Genomic DNA, 16,689 nt, shown 5'->3' with positions numbered 1-16,689 from the left:
GGTTTTCAGTAAAGAGACGTGACAGACCGAAATATACCACTTGTTGGCAAAAACTTTAATCCAACTCTTTTGCGAATGTGGGCGGCATTCCCAACTTTTGACGCCCAAACCCTGCCTGCTCATGTCGTTTCCTCTGCCCGAAAACCCAACCGGCGTCCGGTCGGCCAACGCGTCGGCTCTGCCCGCTCAATCGGGCCCTTTCCTGGCCGGCCGCCTGATGTCGATGGATGCCTACCGGGGTTTTGTCATGTTTCTGATGGCAGCCGAATTGCTGCAGTTTCATAAGTTACACGAGGCCTTTCCCGACAGCGCCTTCTGGGCGTTTCTGGCCTATCACCAAAGTCATGTCGAATGGGCGGGCTGTTCGCTGCACGACCTGATTCAGCCGTCGTTTTCGTTTCTGGTGGGTGTTGCTCTGCCTTATTCCCTCGCCAGCCGATTAACCCAGGGGCATTCATTTGGTCATCAGTTCGCTCACGCGCTCCGGCGGTCGCTGATTCTGGTTTTGCTGGGCGTTTTTTTACGTTCCATCCACGCCAGCCAGACCTATTTTACGTTCGAGGATACGCTGTCGCAGATTGGTTTAGGCTACCCGTTTTTATTTCTGCTGGGCTACGCCCGACCCCGCACCGGCTGGATTGCCTTTGCCGGTATTCTGGTGTTGTATTGGCTGGCTTTCGTTCTCTACCCAGCCCCCGGCCCAAATTTCGATTATACCGCCGTAGGCGTACCAGCCAACTGGCCGGAGCATTATACGGGTCTGATGGTTCACTTCAACAAAAACAGCAACCTCGCCTGGGCGTTTGATACATGGTTTCTGAACCTGTTCCCGCGCGAACATCCGTTCCTGTTTAACGGGGGCGGTTACGCCACGCTTAGCTTTATCCCGACCCTCGGCACGATGCTGCTGGGCCTCCAGGTCGGTCGCTGGCTGCGCGCCGGACTAGCGCATAACGCCGTCCTAAAACGATTACTCATTGCCGGTGCTGCCGGGATTACGCTGGGACTTATGCTGCAGGTGACGGGCATCTGCCCCGTAGTCAAGCGCATCTGGACGCCGGCCTGGGTTTTGTTCAGCGGTGGCTGGTGCTGCTGGCTGCTGGCCGGGTTCTACGCCCTGATCGACAGAGCCGACAAACGCGGCTGGGCCTTCCCGCTCGTGGTGATCGGCATGAACTCCATTGCCATTTACTGCCTGGTGCATTTGATTGACCGCTTCATCATTAACTCCTTTTATATTCATCTTGGTCACGGTCCGTTTCAGGTGTTTGGCCCGGTTTATGAACCCCTGCTGATTGGTATAGCCACGCTGGCGGTTTTTTATCTGATTCTCTGGTGGATGTACCGCCGAAAACTTTTCATCCGTATCTGATTTATGCCCACGGCCAATATTCTGAATCTTTTCGACCAGACAATTTATTACGGCACCCTGACCGTCGAGAACGGACGGATTGCCCGCTTCGAACGACTCGGGCCCGAGCGGGCGGATGAGCCTTATCTGCTGCCGGGTTTTGTAGATGCCCATGTTCACATTGAAAGCTCGCTGCTTACCCCGCCCCAGTTCGCGCGGCTGGCCGTGGTGCATGGCACGGTCGCAACCGTATCAGACCCTCACGAAATTGGTAACGTGCTGGGCGTACCGGGTGTTGAGTATATGATTCAGGAAGGCAAACGGGTTCCGTTTAAATTTATGTTCGGCGCGCCCTCATGCGTCCCGGCAACGGCTTTCGAAACGGCGGGGGCCACCATTGGCGTCAGCGACGTCAGGTATCTGCTCGGTCTGAAAGAGATTGGCTACCTCGCCGAGATGATGAATTTTCCGGGTGTGCTGCAGCAGGATGGCGAGGTCATGGCCAAAATCGCCCTGGCCAATGCTTTCAACAAACCCATTGACGGCCACGCCCCCGGTCTTACCGGCGAAGACGCGCAACGTTACATCGACGCCGGTATTACAACCGATCACGAGTGCTTTACGTTTGAAGAAGGTCTGGACAAGGCCCGGCGGGGTATGCACATCCTGATTCGTGAAGGCAGCGCGGCCCGTAACTTCGAGGCTCTGATTCCGCTGCTAAGCGAGTTTCCGACTCAGATTATGTTCTGTTCGGACGACAAGCATCCCGATACTCTGGCCCAGGGACATATTAATCAACTGGTGGTGCGTGCGCGGGCAAAGGGCCATTCGCTCTGGAACATTCTGCGGGCGGCCTGTATGAACCCGGTTCTGCATTACCGGCTGCCGGTGGGTCTGCTGCGCGAGGGTGACCCGGCCGATTATATTCTGGTCGAAGATTTACAGAGCTTCCGGGTTCGGCAAACGGTTATCAATGGTGAGATCGTAGCTGAAGATGGTCAATCCCGGATTCCGGATCTGCGCAGTGCAGCCCTGAATCAGTTCAACTGCTCCCCGAAAGAACCCGCCGAGTTTATCGTCCCGGCTTCCACAGATGGTGAAGCGACGGGCCTGATCCGCGTGATTGAAGCGCTCGATGGCCAGCTGATCACCAACGAACTGCACCTGGAGCCGAAACTTGAAAACGGCCAGCTCGTGCCGGACGTGGATCGGGATTTGCTCAAGCTCGCTGTCGTTAACCGTTATGAGGATATGCCCCCGGCGGTCGCTTTCATTAAAAACTTTGGATTGAAACAGGGTGCCATTGCCTCATCGGTGGGGCACGACTCCCACAACATCACGGCGGTAGGCTGCGACGACGCCAGTATCTGCCGGGCCGTTAATCTGGTTATTGAGGCCGGCGGTGGGCTGTCGGCGGTGGCCGGAACGGCTCCTCACGAACACGACTCCGAGCTGATGAGCCGACGAACATTCCTGCATCTGACTACCACAGCCGACGAACAACTGCTGCCGCTGCCCGTTGCCGGTTTGATGACGGACACGGATGGGTATGAGATTGCGGCCCAATACACGTTGCTCGACGAGTTTGCCAAAGCAAATTTGGGGAGTGTCCTCGCTGCGCCCTATATGACACTGTCCTTTATGGCTTTGCTGGTGATACCTTCTTTAAAGCTCAGCGACCGCGGTTTGTTCAACGGAAATCGATTCATATTTACCCCTCTTCAAATTGTGAAATAAGCCCACAAAAAAATTTTATTTTAACTACCTTTTTTAATTCAATTATTTATCGGTAAGTTTACAGAGCTGAATCGCATCCTCAACCCTTACCTAACCTACTCATGCCCCGTTCTCGTACCCAGTCCGGCCCGGATGATGAAACGCTTTGGAACCTATTCAGAGGTGGTGATGAAAACGCTTTCGCTCGCTTGTATCAAAACTATGTTCAAACCCTTTACCACTATTGCGCCCACTTTGCTACCGACCGCGCACTGATTAAAGATTGCATTCACGACCTGTTCGTTGAATTGTGGAAACATCGGACAACCATCGGCCCGACAACTTCGGTCCGGTTTTATCTGATGGCTTCCATCAAACGGAAACTGGTTCGTCACCTGACCGCCGAGCAGAAGCTGGTCAGTCAGGACGACATCACCAATGGCCGGCGTATCGGTGATACGCTCCCCGGCGCTGATCCGTCGCACGAGAACCAGCTGATTGCCTTTGAAGAAGATTCTTTTATGAATGAATGCCTGCATCAGGCTCTTGAAAAATTACCCCGCCGTCAGCGTGAAGCCGTTCACCTGCGGTATTTTCAGAACATGAGCAACGAAGAAATTTCGGCTCTGATGCAGATCAATATTCAATCGGTCTATAACCTGATCTTTGGTGCAATGAGCAACCTTAAGCGGTACGTTACCCCAGAGAGCGTTTCTCTTTAACCCTGACTACTCCTAAACCTGATCTAAGCCCGGTAGCTCTCCAGTTACCGGGCTTTCTGTTGGTATAAACCCGCAGCCGATATAGTAGCCAGACCGGCGGCTATCAGTTGCGCATACCCCGCCATTCGGGTAACTTCGCCGGATGAATACGGACTCAACGCCCCTACCCGAACGGGTTCGCCCCCGCACCCTCGACGATGTAATTGGCCAGCGTAAATTAATTGGCCCTATGGGTGCGCTGCGCCGGGCTGTTAACGCCGGGCGGCTGCCCTCCATGATTTTGTGGGGACCGCCGGGCGTGGGCAAAACAACCCTGGCTCTGCTGCTGGCCGAAACCGTCAAGCGACCGTTTGTAGCTCTCAGCGCTATTAACTCCGGGGTTAAAGAGATTCGCGACGTGCTGAGCCGACCTTCGGGTATGTTTCCTCCGGTGGTCTTTATCGACGAAATTCACCGCTTCAACAAAAGTCAGCAGGATGCCCTGCTCGGGGCCGTCGAAAAAGGACAGATTACACTCATCGGAGCCACTACCGAGAATCCGTCGTTTGAGGTGAACAGCGCCCTGCTCTCGCGCTGCCAGGTGTATATCCTCGAAGCGCTCAGCCGCGAAGAACTGATTCAGGTAGTTGACCGGGCGATTGCGCAGGATGCGTTTCTTCAGTCAAAACAGATTCAGATTGAATCCTACGATGCCCTGCTGCGGCTATCGGGGGGCGACGGCCGTAAACTCCTGAACCTGCTCGAATTAGTAGCCTCGGCGCACGTATCGACCGAACCGTTATTCATTACGGACGAGGTCGTAACAACTGTAGCCCAGCAGAACATTGCCCGTTACGATAAATCAGGCGAGCAGCATTACGACATTATTTCGGCCTTTATCAAGTCCCTGCGCGGCTCCGACCCGAACGCAGCTCTCTACTGGATGGCCCGGATGATCGTGGCGGGCGAAGATCCGGTGTTCATTGCCCGGCGCATGCTGATTCTGGCGTCAGAAGATATTGGCAACGCCAACCCTACTGCCCTGATTATGGCTTCGGAAGCGGTGCAGGCCATCAAAGCCATTGGCATGCCTGAGGGCCGGATTATTCTGTCGCAGGTGGCGGTTTATCTGGCGACTTCGCCCAAGAGCAACGCGAGTTACGTAGCGATCAACGACGCCATTGCCCTAGCCGAACAGACGGCCCACCTGCCCGTGCCGCTGCACTTACGTAACGCGCCGACGAAGCTTATGAAGCAGATTGGTTACGGGAACGAGTACCAGTACGCCCACGAATACGAAGGCAATTTTACGCTGCAGAACTTTCTGCCTGAAGACCTGAAAGGCCAAAAACTCTACGAACCCGGCCAGAACGCCCGCGAAGCCGAAATCCGCCGGAACCTGCAGAAGTGGTGGGGCGAATGGTATGGGTATTGAGACCATAAAGCTAGTAAAGCGTGCTTAATCAGTTGAGTTGTTGACCAAAAACATATCCATAACCTCCGCCCAGTAAATCCGCTTGCTAAACTATTCGGATAGAATTAGTATAGCCCCCTGTAAATACAGATGTAACATCCGTATAATCAACAGATTAGCTAATGAGCATTTGTATAACGTCATGCTAATCCAAACTGATTGGAATGGGGGCTACACTTACGTTTTATCTGATCCATGGACTGCTGATTGCGTTGGTAGCGGTTTTTGTCCGCTATCTGCCTGTCGAAAGCCGTCTATATCAGTTAGGTCAGGTAATCTGGCGCGGATTTGAGCAAATCGCCCGCCAACCGGTTCGGGCGGGGGCGCTCTTGTCGCTCTGGTGCCTGTTTTTGCTGACGTTCATCTACCTTCTGATCGACCCGTTTCCGCTGCTGAATGATGAGTTCGGCAACCTGCTTGCAGCCGATACATTCGCCCATGGCCGGCTAGTCAACCCGTCTCATCCGTTATGGCCTTTTTTTGAGAGTTCCCACATTGTTGTTCATCCGATATATGTCTCTAAGTACCCACCCGCCCAGGCTTTACTCCTTCTGATTGGCCGGCTGCTTGTCAACTTTCCGATGGCGGGCGTCTGGCTGGGCTACGGCATGGCCACATTGGCTATCTGGTGGGCCTTGCGGGCGATAGCCTCTCCGGCAGCGGCCCTGCTGGGAGGCATGGCTATTGGCGCTCACTGGCACCTGCTTCCGCTGTTTGGCGAGATGTACTGGGGCGGCCCAGTTTCCATGCTGGGTGGGGCCTTAGTGGTTGGGAGCTGGTTCCATCTTCGTCAGCTGCCAGCCCCGGCAGGTCTACAGTACGGTGTAATCATGGGTCTTGGTGCCTGTCTGCTGGCCATTAGCCGCCCGTTTGAAGGGCTGGCAACGGCGTTAGTGCCTGCCTTTCTGCTGCTGGGGTCAAGACGCTGGTCGGTTATTGCGGCAACAGGCGTAGTGGTTGGGCTGGGCGGCCTGTTGCTGATGACCTATAATTATCAGATTACCGGTCAGCCCACAAAATTGCCTTATACGCTTTATTACGATCAGTATGAAGTATCGAGGCCCCTGCTGATTCAGCAGCCGGGAAAAAATCCGGTGATCCGTCGGCCCGAGATGAAACAGGTACATGATTATGAAACCCAAGTTTATTTCAAACGACGAACGAGTTTACGCAGCTATCTGGGAGCGCTGGTTCAGAAGGCCAAAATATATGGCGGTATTCTGTTTGGCATTGCTTACTGGCTGCCTCTGCTGTACTGGTTGTTCCGGCGGAAAGAACCGCTTGGACAAAATGCGCTGGACTTAACGCTGCTTGCGATGCTGGTGCTGCCCATACTGGCATTTGCCATTACCAGCTTTGAAACCCCGCATTACGTTTCACCCGTGATCGTTGTGCTGGCAGGAATTGTTACGCGTGGTTTTTCTTATTTACCACACTATTTACGGGTTGGATTGCTGCTTCCCAGTCTCTGCGTGGCTCACACGCTATTCGTCTTTTTGGGTTACGATTTCCTTATCCGGATGAGCGGGCCAATGCTCTGGCGTCCGATTCATCAGCAGGAACTGACCGAAGACGGAGGCCGACATCTCATACTGGTAGATTATGACCCGAACCACGTGGCTACCATCTGGGACTTTGTGTATAACGGAGCCGATATTGACAGCCAGTCCGTGGTTTGGGCTGCTGACCGCGGTGACAGTCTGAACCGGGCGATTCTGGACTATTATCCGGAACGCTCGGTCTGGCGGATTGAACCCGATACCCGACCGCACCACCGGATCCTGCTGCGTCGTCCCCGGAAAAATATACAACAGGCCTATTTGCCGAATCAGCGGGCGATTACTCAGGATTGACCGATTGACTTTTTCTATATTCAGACCTTCATTCATCTTATTCTTTCTCTGTCCACATGAAGATTTCCCGTACTTCCATCGTTGTCCTGTCGCTTTTAATCAGCCTGCTGGCCGGATGTCGGCCCACTGAGCCAACGACAAACATTCCCACTACGCCCACTATCTGGCTTGCTGGGCACTACATTGTCGTTTATAAAACCGACCCCCTGGCTGGCGGTCGTTTTGTTGACACTTACGCCAACCGGCTAACCGCCGTCCGTAAATATACCAGCCAGTTTCTAAAGCAGCTGGCCATTAACTCCGATAACATCGAGCAGGTTTATGGAACCGCCCTGAGAGGCTTTGCAGCGCGCCTGACGCCTGCTGAAGCCGAACGGCTGAGCCACGACCCGCGCGTAGCTTACCTTGAAGTGGATCAGGTTGGGTTTGTGGACCAGTTGGTAAGCAGCGGCCTGGTTGAACCCTCGGCTACCCAGCCTAAACAGGTAATTCCCTGGGGCGTAACCTATGTCGGCGGACCCATCGATTACAAAGGGACGGCCGTTGCCTGGATCATTGATCATGGTATCGACCTCGACCATCCTGATCTGAACGTTGATTCAACCCGTGGTTATAACGTGTTCACAAGCGGACCCGGAGCCGGTTCGCTCGACGATGCACTCGGCCACGGTACGCATATGGCGGGTATCATTGCGGCTAAAAACAACAGCATCGGCACGGTTGGCGTAGCAGCCGGCGCAACGGTGATCCCCATAAAAGTTGGTCATACGGGCAATGATGCCAAAGCGTCAAACCTGATTGCAGGTGCTGATTTTGTAGCGGCCCATGCCCGTCCGGGCGACGTAGTGAATGCCAGCGTAGGCGTTCAATCCTCCGATGCCGTCGATGCTGCGTTTATTAACATGGCCCAGAAGACGGGCGCATTCGTTGGTATTTCTGCCGGCAATACCCAGGAGGGTAGTAACAAGGACGCAAATCAGATTTCCCCGGCCCGCGCCAACGCACCAAATCTGTTTACCGCTTCAGCGCATGACAACAAGGGTGTTTTTCTGGGTGTATCGTGCTCCGGAAATCCACCAATTGATTATGCTACGCCCGGCAAAGACAGCCGTTCTACCTATAAAGCCGGTGGATACAATACCTATCCGCAGGGAACCAGCATGTCGGCGGCTTATATGACGGCTGTACTCATGGCGAGTGGCGGCAAGGTGGTTACGAAAGGCTATGTTACCCGCGACCGGGACCAGACCCCCGATCCAATAGCCGTTGTCAAAATCAGGTGAGCGGTTATCCACGCGTTTAGGCAGTCTGGCCGGTTGCTTAGCCTTTACCTGTCCTGTGGCTCTATCTGCACCTTAAACGTTCGTCCCTGGGCACCCTGCCGGGCGTGAAGAATATACGTGCTCCCGATGGGGAACGCACCCAGTTTCAGTTCAAGGGTATTCGTGCCGGCCCGTACAGCGTGGTTCTGCTCGACCAGCATCCGGCCGTTCAGGTCGCTGAGCTGCACGGCTACCTGCCCCCGATCTGGCGAATACCACCAGAGCCGGTAGCGCCCCTCACTTAGTTTCGGAGCTGGTGCTGTTGTCGATTCACCTGCATAAACTTCTTCCGGCAGCCTGGCGGCAGAGGTTGCGCCCTCCTTGTCTTCCGGCACGTAATTTACCCGATGACTAAACAGATTCGCGGAAGTTTGCGCCCTACCCGTAGCGACCGCGCAAAACCAGAGTAGAGCAACCAGTAATAGCGTTTTACCCATAGCCGTATAAGAGTTCCCTTTTGGCTACGAAAGTTAACTAATGAACTATATATCTACACTACTTTTAACTAAAAGATTGACTAAATAATTTTGAGCTACATTTTTCTACTAGTTAGGCTATCTAATAAGCAGATAAATAAACGGCGTTACATCAGGTTCCATTCTTTTCGGTAGGTGCGCGACAGATAAGCGTTGGCTTCGGGATTGTGTCTAAATTTTTCCTTGCGGGCGTTCCATTCCAGCGGTTGTCCGAGCCGATAGGCGATCAAACCCAGATGCATGGGCAGGGTCATCTGCCGGACGTAAGCCAGATTCGATTCCGGTTGTTTACGTGACTTGACGGCATTCACAAAGTTCTGCTGATGGCCCGGCGACCGTTCGAGCGTAATAGGGACGTCGGGCACATCGGCCATCATGACGCCGTTGATCGTGATTTCGCGGGTATTGTAATCGCACAGCAGCGTTCCCTTGTCGCCCTCGAAGTAAGCGCCGATATGCCGTTTCTCCGCGCCCGGCACGTTGGGTGGCGTACTGGTCCAGTGCAGGTTCAGGCCGTCGAATTCATAGTCCACATCAATCCATTTGGGTGCATCGGCAATGCCTTCGGGGGCCTCGCCTTTCGCCCGGATGGTTTTCAGCCCGGTAGGATTAACTGACCACCAGACAATGTCGGCAATGTGACACCAGAAATCCTGAAACACTCCGCCCGAGTAGTCCAGAAAATAGCGGTAGTTGACATGGCACCGCTCGGGTGTATAGAGCGACACCGGCGCGGGGCCCTGCCACATCTCCCAGTTCAGGGTAGCGGGGGGCGTCTGATACCGGGCCGGACCAAGCACGGGTGGAAACCCTGTTTTCCAAAGCCGCACTGTATGCACCTTGCCAATTGAACCGGCCTGAATAATCTCGGCCACGCGGTGGTAATTATCGCCCGCGTGAATCTGGGTGCCCAGTTGAAAGATCCGGTCGTAGCGGTTGAGCGTTTTCAGCATCTGCTGGCCCTCCCGAACGCTGAAGGAAAGCGGTTTCTCGCCGTATACGTCTTTCCCGGCCTGAAACGCCATAATGGCAATCTGGGCGTGCCAATGATCGGGGGTTGCGCAGGTAATCGCGTCAATATCCGGCCGGTCGAGCAGGTAGCGAAAATCAGCGTAGGTTTTGGCCGTGGTATCGGGATGCAGCGTCCGCAGGGTAGCCAGAGCTTTGTTCAGGTGCGTTTCGTCCACGTCGCACAGACCGACAACCTCGACTTCGGGCAGGTTGGCGAACCAGTTCAGGTGATTGGTTCCCATGCCGTTTAGGCCGATATGCGCTACCCGCAGGCGGTCGCTGGGAGCGACTTTACGTTTCAGACCGGGTAGTATGGTTAAGCCAAGCGCAGCCGCACTGCTTTGTTTCAGGAATTCCCGGCGATTGAGTGGAGCCGTCATGTGAGCAGGGTTTAGGACGTTCCGCAAAAGCGAGTTTACCCGAACGGCAACGACTCCTGCGGTCAATAAAAAAGAGGCCTAAGCCTCTGATTTACTCCCTAATTAGAGGCATCGTTCCCGACCCGATCGGACGGTTAGCGCATTAGTTCATCGAAGGTAACGCTGACGTAATAGAGCCCGCCAATCCGGGCCAGGCCGTAGCCCTGCGCATAGTACTGGTTCAGGATGTTCGTCCCTCCCAGTTTAACGACCGACTTATACATTGGCACCCGATAGGAAACCTGCGCGTCTACGCTGCTCCATGAGGGCAGCCAGACATCTCCCTGCGTGGTCCCCTGCTCGACCCACATCCGGTCCGTCCAGCGATAGGTCAGTGTGGCCCCGAGCCGGTCGGTCAGCCGCGTATTTGTCAGGCTAATGTTGTAGCGGTTCTCGGGGGAGATAAAGAAGTTACGCCCTTTCTGCGATACTTCCGGATTGCTCATCCGGCGCTTGATGATCTCGTTGCCGGCATTGTCTTTGATAATGTTGCCCTGCGCGTCGCGTAGCGTTACGGTACCGACCTGACGGGCGTAATTGCCGCTCGCTGTGAAGCCCCGGCCCAGCCCATACTCGACGCCCAGCCCGTATCCATTCACGAATATTTTATTCAGGTTGTTGAAGTTAACCTGCAGCGTCCGGTAATTATTTGAGCTAAAGTCGGCAATGCGCCCGTTGGTTGACTGGTAAAAACTCTGGGCCGCAATGAAGTCGGTGTATTGGCTGTGAAAATAGAAAGCGTCCACGTACAGCTTGTTCTGCACCAGCGTTTTATAACCAATTTCCCAGGTTTTAATTTTTTCGGTCGTAAAATTAGTCGGGTCGTAGGCGCGGCTCCGCAGTTGGGCTTCAGAGATGCGACCGGCCGTAAAGTCTTTTATGTCGCTGTCCAGATAAGCCGGGTTGCTGAACAGACCAGCCGACTCCGCAGCCAGCCTAGAACCGCCCACCTCACCCCCTTTTCCGGCGGCTGGCACGGCGAACAGTTGCCCCGGCGATGGATTCCGGAAGGCGCTCTGCCACGATCCCCGGAAATTATGCACACCAACGCTCAGCACCGCCGATGCGCGGGGCGTAAAGCCACCTTTGAAATACTGATTTTTATCGTACCGAACCGCTACGGTTGGCTTTAGCGTCGTTGTTTCGCCAAACTTCAGTTCTCTGGCGACCTGCACATAGGCGCCGGTTTCATTGATGGTGTATTCCGAGCCGTCGGCTTTCAGCGTAACGGCCGTGCCGCCCGTGTTCAGGGCGTAGCGCCGGATGCTGCCGCCCGCAATCACCTCCGCCACGCCAATCAGGTCCGAGAGATTAATCATGCCCTCGTAGTGGTACAGGGATGAATTGTCGCGGAATCGGAGTCCTTTCGTCGTAGTCGAGCCAGGGATAAAGTCGGTGTTATAAGTACCGGCATACAGATCCCGTACGCGATTAAACTCTGCCGATCCGGGCGCATACCGGCCCCGGTCGGCTTCGATCCTGGCCTGATTCACGCCCACTTTGTTTTCAATATATACCTGCCCAAACTCCGAGGCCCACTGCTCCAGCGGCTTCCAGGTATTGTTAATGGCCGTGGCCGTCTGGCCAATGTTCCAGCCCTCGGCCTTCTGCTGGGTGGTATAAGCCCGTAAGAAAAAGTAGTCCCCCCGAATTTCGGCTTTGAACTGGTTCCGCTTATAGTCGGGAAAGTATTCGCGGAAACCCGCCGTCCGGATAAAATTCCCTTCACCGTAGTACCAGCCCAGCGACACCTGGACATCGGCCGACAGCTTGTAATGCAGTGACACATTGGCACGGTTATTAAACACCTTCCCGTTGTTGCCCAGGACGTCTAATTCGGTATAGCCTGTTCGGGTTACCAGCTTATTCTGCAGCAGGGCGTTGGCATAGTTGGCCGGAAACCGGTAAGCGCCCCCGGCATTGATATCGTCGCCGTAGAGATTCACCCCGTCGTACTCAAAATTGGTGTTGGGGTTATTATTGGGGACGTAACCGATGCCGGTCGCAATACCGCCCCGACTGGGGTCAATAGCAAAGAAGTTGGTTCGGGCCCGCGTCGAGCGGTCGCTGTAGTCGTCGGCAATAAAGTCCGTACCGGTCAGCCGCTGAAAATTCACCTTAAAGGCAAAGCGGGTGCCGAGCTGCTGCGCGTACCGGATGGCATAGTCCAGATACGGTTTAGGCCCGAAGTTGGGTTTACCGAAGTTATTGGCGCCGATTTTCAGCTGAGCGCTCAGCCCCTGGTAAGTGAACGGATTCTTGCTCGTTGTCAGCATCAGGCCCTGCAGGGCATCCGGCCCGTAAAGCGCCGACGACGCACCGGGAATCAGTTCGATGCTTTCAACGTCCAGATCCGAAATACCGGCAACGTTACCAAAACCAAAGCCCAGACCCGGTGAGCGGTTATCCATGCCATCGGTCAGCTGCAGAAACCGGTTGTTGTTATTCGCGCCAAACCCGCGCAGATTCACCGATTTAAACGTCAGGCTCTGGGTCAGCAGATCCACACCTTTTACGTTCTGCAGTGCATCGAACGGGCTGGCCGCCGGGGAGTTGGCAAACTGTCGGGGCCGAGCTTCTCGACGGTTACGGCGGCTTTCCGGATGTCTTCGGGTACGCGGCTCGCCGACACAACGACCTCGTCGCTCATGATCGCTTCTTCCGTCAGTTTGACCTCAATACTTCGGAAGTTATTCCCGCGAACGGTAATTTCCTGCCGCCCGTAGCCTATGTTGGAAATACTCAGCGTAAGAGGCAGGGGCATGTTCGTCGCCAGAATAAACCGTCCGTCGGCCTGCGTCGTCGTTCCGGTGTTTGTACCCTGGATCAGGATCGTTACGCCCGCCAGCGGCTGGTCTTTCTCGTCCGTTACCCGACCGGCAATATTCGTCTGCGCCCAGACCGCCAGCGAAGTCAGTGTGAGGAAAAGTGTTAACGTAAAGTTTCTCATAAGTCCGTGTTGGTAAAGCGCTACTCCTTGGCTGCTGGATGCAAAGGTTGACAAAAATCACGAAAACTGAATGATGCTCCTGTCAGCCTATAGCCTAAATAAAGCGCTGGCTGCCCCTCCGGTATCATTGCGATACGGAGGGGCAGCCAGCGCCTGTTTTCAGTTGATTAGAAACGGGTTACGTCGTAGGTTATGGCCAGATAATACAGTCCGCCGATAGTTGGCCCGGCAGCGTACTGAATGTAGCGATTGTTGAACACGTTTGCCGCGCCAAGCTTGAACGAAAGCTTGGGCTGGGGCGACGCACCAACGGCCCGCCGGTAGGTTACCTGCGCGTCAACGGTCTGGTAAGCAGGCACAACGCCGTCGGCCAGCGGGCTTTGCCATAGGAAACTATCCTGCCAGCGCCATACCACGTTGAACCCTACGTTCCGGATTACCTCCCGGTTACCGAAGCTGATGTTGGTTACGTATTTAGGCGTGTTGAAACCCGTGACAAACACATCGGGCGAGGCATTCGACGCCATGTTGTTGTAGTTTACGTTCCCCGACAGCACAAACTTCCGGTAAAAGTTATAGGTCAGCCCCAGCGTCGCGCCGTAGCTGTTGTAGGTGTTTTTAGCGTTTGAATAAACCCGGTAGCGCACCTGCTTCGCGCGGGTCAGCATGTCCAGCACCGCAGCGTCGGTCCCCACTTTATCCGTCGTCGGTACGGCTACCTCGACCTGTCCCAGGAAATTGCGGTAGACATTGTAATACGCTTCGCCGTCGATAGACAGCTTGTTGTTGGCCAGCACACTCTTGTAACCCACCTCAAACGAATTGATGTGTTCGGGCTGTTCGGGTTTCAGGTTAGCCACAACCAACCGGTTGCGGTTTTTAAGCGCGGCATCGTTGCGGCTCAGACCGGTCGCTACGTCTGCGTTGACGCCAGCCGTAAAATTGTCCAGGGAAATCAGCGTGTACGAGTTTTCGAGGAAACCCAGCCCTTCGTTAACCCGCGCCAGTCCACCGACGCGCCGAACCCCGGCGTTATTAACAAAAGACAGGGCCTCGAACAGTGACGGGAAGCGATAACCATTCTGGTAGGAGAACCGGATGTTGTGCTTTTCGGCGGCTGTGTACACCAGCGCCAGCCGCGGATTTACCTTTGGGGAGAACTCGGGGTTGTTATCTACCCGCACCGATGCCGATACTTTCAGTTTGTCGTTCAGCAGCAGTTTGGTTGCTGAAGCAAACGTCCCGTATTTCGTATATATCTGATTGTTGCCGCCCGGTGTGGTCCGCAGGTCTAGCGGTTTCGAGAAATCAACGAAGTTGTTACCATCCGGAATTACTTCGTAACGCCGGTAATCGGCCCCCACCAGAATCTCGGCCACTTTCGCCAGTCGGCGCAGGTTCCACTGTACGTCGCCGTGGTAGGTATTGCTGCGCTGCCAGAGAGCCGCCCCGCCTGTTGCGGGTGCGCCGGGTACGTTAACGGCAATGTCCCAGTTGTTCGTGTTGACAATGGTGTTTTTCAGCGCATCGAACGCGGGCGTTCCCGGTTCCACCCGGCCCTTGTCGGCAGCCGCGCGGGCCAGCGTCATGGCCGTTGCCAGATCGGTTCCGTTGTTTACCTGCGTCTGCAGCTCTTTCTGGAATCGGCCCGCCCAGGCGCTGTTTGAACCGTTGTTGAGGTCGAGGTTATAGGCCAGCGGGTTCAGGTTGTAGGATTTACCCGTGTTTTCGAGCAGAATGTAGCCCCGCGCCAGAAAGTCGGCTCCGCGCAGCTCTAGCTTGTGGTTCTGCACCGTTACGTCCTTCAGCTGAATCTTGTTGCCCCGCTGAAAAATACCGTCCATTAGACCGTACCGATAGCCGTACGACAGTTCGACGTGCTCGTTGAGTTTATAGTGCAGACTGCCGTCAAACTTCAGGTTCCGCACGGTTGGGTTGATCAGGTCTTTCTCGTAATACCCCGTGCGGCTGACGTTGAAGGTTTCGGTTTTTCCGCCGTACAGAATTGCGATGGTTGAGCGCGAGCTGCGGTCGTCGCCGTAGCGGTTCCACAGATCAGCCGCCGGATTGTTCGCACCCGACAGTTCAGGGAAACGTGGGTTGGCCGAATTAAGCCGCTGCGGGTTCTGGTCGATCTGCGTATTGGCCAGCCAGTCGGTTCCCTGCAGATAGCTGAAATTCAGTTTGAAGGCAAACTTGTTCCCGAACGCTTTTGCAATCCGAACGGCCGACTCGGTCAGTATGGAGGGGTCCCGGTCGATGCCATCCACATGGTTGACGCCTGTTTTCTGGTACAGGCTGATACCCTGGTACTGGAACGGATTTTTGGTTTGCAGGTTTGCCAGACCGTTGATGGCATTCATTCCATACAGCGCCGAAGCCGCACCGGGCGTAATCTCGATACTCTCAATATCCAGTTCCGTTGGCCCAATAGCGTTGCCCAGCGGTACACCCAGCGTAGCGGCCTGCATATCGACACCGTCGACCAGCTGCATGAAACGGAAGTTGTTCGGAATATTGAAACCCCGCGTGTTGGGCACCTTAAACGTAAGGCTCGACGTCGTCATCTGAACGCCTTTTACGTTCTCCAGCGCGTCGTAGAAACTCGGAGCCGGGCTTTCTTTCAGCACCCGGAGGCTTAGTTTCTCGACGGCTACCGGTGATTTCAGAATATCTTCTTCCACGCGCGAGGCCGTTACGACCACCTCTTTGCCCAGAATCGCCTGGGTATTGAGCGATACCGTGATTTTGTCGCCCGGACGCTCAATGACTAATTCTTTGGGCGCGTAACCGATGACCTGGAAGACCAGCGTAAAGGGAAATTTCGCTTTTGTTTTGAGCGCAAATTCGCCCTGCTCATTGGTGATCGTGCCGGCTACGGTATTTTTGATCAGGACGCCCGCACCGGGAATGGGCTGGTGCGTTTCGTTGTCATCGACCCGGCCCGATAATAAAATAAGCTCATCCTGCGCAAAGCCTCGGATAGAAATCAGCAGCAATAGGCCGATGAACTGACTTACAAATAGACGATTTTTCATTGGACAATACAGTGTTGAGAGTAATTCTCCCTATACTCCCGGTTTTAGATAGACTATTAGTAGTTATAATCTATTGAATAAGTAGGGTTTGCAAATAAAGTACTCTCAGCACTTTACTTCCAAACGAAGCCCTAAAAAAGTAACGTGATAGGCTTATTATCCTGTTTAACCGATACTCTTTCCCGTAATCAGTCAATTTTTAATTTTCTCCCCGCTCGTGAGTACTGACACTAGTTATTTTCTGTTACGCTAACGTTGGTACGAAGCGTGGAGAAATTCGCAACTGGTTTGTAAGAATCGGGTCTGCCTCACTTGCTCAAGAGTAGAATTTCCGCTGGGTTCTGAACAAAGAAGGTCAGCACAACCTTTAGATGCTAT

At 54.5% G+C, this 16,689-nt stretch carries 11 protein-coding genes; 6 read left to right on the top strand and 5 right to left on the bottom strand.

Translation table 11 applies throughout. The features are described from left to right. The first annotated feature begins 223 nt into the window (after nucleotides 1-223). From HNV11_RS04405 to HNV11_RS04380, 6 genes are all read left to right on the top strand, one after another. A complete protein-coding gene (locus HNV11_RS04405) occupies nucleotides 224-1,372 on the top strand; it encodes an acyltransferase family protein (RefSeq protein ID WP_171742062.1) in 1,149 nt (382 codons plus the stop codon). A 3-nt stretch (nucleotides 1,373-1,375) separates the two neighbouring features. Continuing rightward, nucleotides 1,376-3,088 carry an adenine deaminase gene (ade, locus tag HNV11_RS04400; RefSeq protein WP_171738508.1) on the top strand — a complete coding sequence of 571 codons (1,713 nt, stop codon included), beginning with the start codon at nucleotides 1,376-1,378 and terminating at the stop codon, nucleotides 3,086-3,088. Nucleotides 3,089-3,189: 101 nt separating this feature from the next. Beyond that, entirely contained in the window at nucleotides 3,190-3,789 is a 600-nt protein-coding gene (locus HNV11_RS04395; RefSeq protein ID WP_171738507.1) for an RNA polymerase sigma factor, read from the top strand. Between the two features lie 142 nt (nucleotides 3,790-3,931). Continuing rightward, the gene (locus tag HNV11_RS04390; protein WP_171738506.1) at nucleotides 3,932-5,203 is read left to right on the top strand and encodes a replication-associated recombination protein A; all 1,272 of its coding nucleotides are present in this window, start codon (nucleotides 3,932-3,934) and stop codon (nucleotides 5,201-5,203) included. A 203-nt stretch (nucleotides 5,204-5,406) separates the two neighbouring features. After that, nucleotides 5,407-7,095, top strand: a complete 1,689-nt coding sequence (locus HNV11_RS04385; RefSeq protein WP_171738505.1) for a hypothetical protein — start codon at nucleotides 5,407-5,409, stop codon at nucleotides 7,093-7,095. A 56-nt stretch (nucleotides 7,096-7,151) separates the two neighbouring features. Continuing rightward, entirely contained in the window at nucleotides 7,152-8,378 is a 1,227-nt protein-coding gene (locus HNV11_RS04380; protein ID WP_171738504.1) for a S8 family peptidase, read from the top strand. 44 nt (nucleotides 8,379-8,422) lie between these two features. Here the strand turns inward: HNV11_RS04380 and HNV11_RS04375 are convergent, their stop codons facing one another. The 5 genes from HNV11_RS04375 to HNV11_RS04360 all read right to left on the bottom strand — a co-directional run bounded on the left by HNV11_RS04375 (nucleotide 8,423) and on the right by HNV11_RS04360 (nucleotide 16,311). Beyond that, a complete protein-coding gene (locus tag HNV11_RS04375) occupies nucleotides 8,423-8,854 on the bottom strand; it encodes a hypothetical protein (protein ID WP_171738503.1) in 432 nt (143 codons plus the stop codon). A 146-nt stretch (nucleotides 8,855-9,000) separates the two neighbouring features. Then, nucleotides 9,001-10,284, bottom strand: a complete 1,284-nt coding sequence (locus HNV11_RS04370) for a Gfo/Idh/MocA family protein (protein WP_171738502.1) — start codon at nucleotides 10,282-10,284, stop codon at nucleotides 9,001-9,003. 134 nt (nucleotides 10,285-10,418) lie between these two features. Continuing rightward, entirely contained in the window at nucleotides 10,419-12,830 is a 2,412-nt protein-coding gene (locus HNV11_RS04365) for a TonB-dependent receptor domain-containing protein (RefSeq protein ID WP_240163765.1), read from the bottom strand. A 5-nt stretch (nucleotides 12,831-12,835) separates the two neighbouring features. Then, nucleotides 12,836-13,273: a carboxypeptidase-like regulatory domain-containing protein gene (locus HNV11_RS23895; protein ID WP_240163763.1), complete on the bottom strand. Its 438-nt coding sequence runs from the start codon at nucleotides 13,271-13,273 to the stop codon at nucleotides 12,836-12,838. Nucleotides 13,274-13,440: 167 nt separating this feature from the next. Further along, nucleotides 13,441-16,311 carry a TonB-dependent receptor gene (locus tag HNV11_RS04360; RefSeq protein WP_171738501.1) on the bottom strand — a complete coding sequence of 957 codons (2,871 nt, stop codon included), beginning with the start codon at nucleotides 16,309-16,311 and terminating at the stop codon, nucleotides 13,441-13,443. Nucleotides 16,312-16,689 lie beyond the last annotated feature (378 nt).

The sequence above is a fragment of the Spirosoma taeanense genome (assembly GCF_013127955.1).
GTDB classification, from domain to species: domain Bacteria; phylum Bacteroidota; class Bacteroidia; order Cytophagales; family Spirosomataceae; genus Spirosoma; species Spirosoma taeanense.
The sequence above is the reverse complement of the archived record's forward strand: the minus strand, read 5'-3'. Positions and strand labels throughout refer to the sequence as shown.

Coding starts and splice junctions, on each gene's coding strand:
- HNV11_RS04405 (WP_171742062.1), top strand. CDS start 224: ATGGATGCCTACCGGGGTTTTGTCATGTTTCTGATGGCAGCCGAATTG.
- ade (WP_171738508.1), top strand. CDS start 1,376: ATGCCCACGGCCAATATTCTGAATCTTTTCGACCAGACAATTTATTAC.
- HNV11_RS04395 (WP_171738507.1), top strand. CDS start 3,190: ATGCCCCGTTCTCGTACCCAGTCCGGCCCGGATGATGAAACGCTTTGG.
- HNV11_RS04390 (WP_171738506.1), top strand. CDS start 3,932: ATGAATACGGACTCAACGCCCCTACCCGAACGGGTTCGCCCCCGCACC.
- HNV11_RS04385 (WP_171738505.1), top strand. CDS start 5,407: ATGGGGGCTACACTTACGTTTTATCTGATCCATGGACTGCTGATTGCG.
- HNV11_RS04380 (WP_171738504.1), top strand. CDS start 7,152: ATGAAGATTTCCCGTACTTCCATCGTTGTCCTGTCGCTTTTAATCAGC.
- HNV11_RS04375 (WP_171738503.1), bottom strand. CDS start 8,854: ATGGGTAAAACGCTATTACTGGTTGCTCTACTCTGGTTTTGCGCGGTC.
- HNV11_RS04370 (WP_171738502.1), bottom strand. CDS start 10,284: ATGACGGCTCCACTCAATCGCCGGGAATTCCTGAAACAAAGCAGTGCG.
- HNV11_RS23895 (WP_240163763.1), bottom strand. CDS start 13,273: ATGAGAAACTTTACGTTAACACTTTTCCTCACACTGACTTCGCTGGCG.
- HNV11_RS04360 (WP_171738501.1), bottom strand. CDS start 16,311: ATGAAAAATCGTCTATTTGTAAGTCAGTTCATCGGCCTATTGCTGCTG.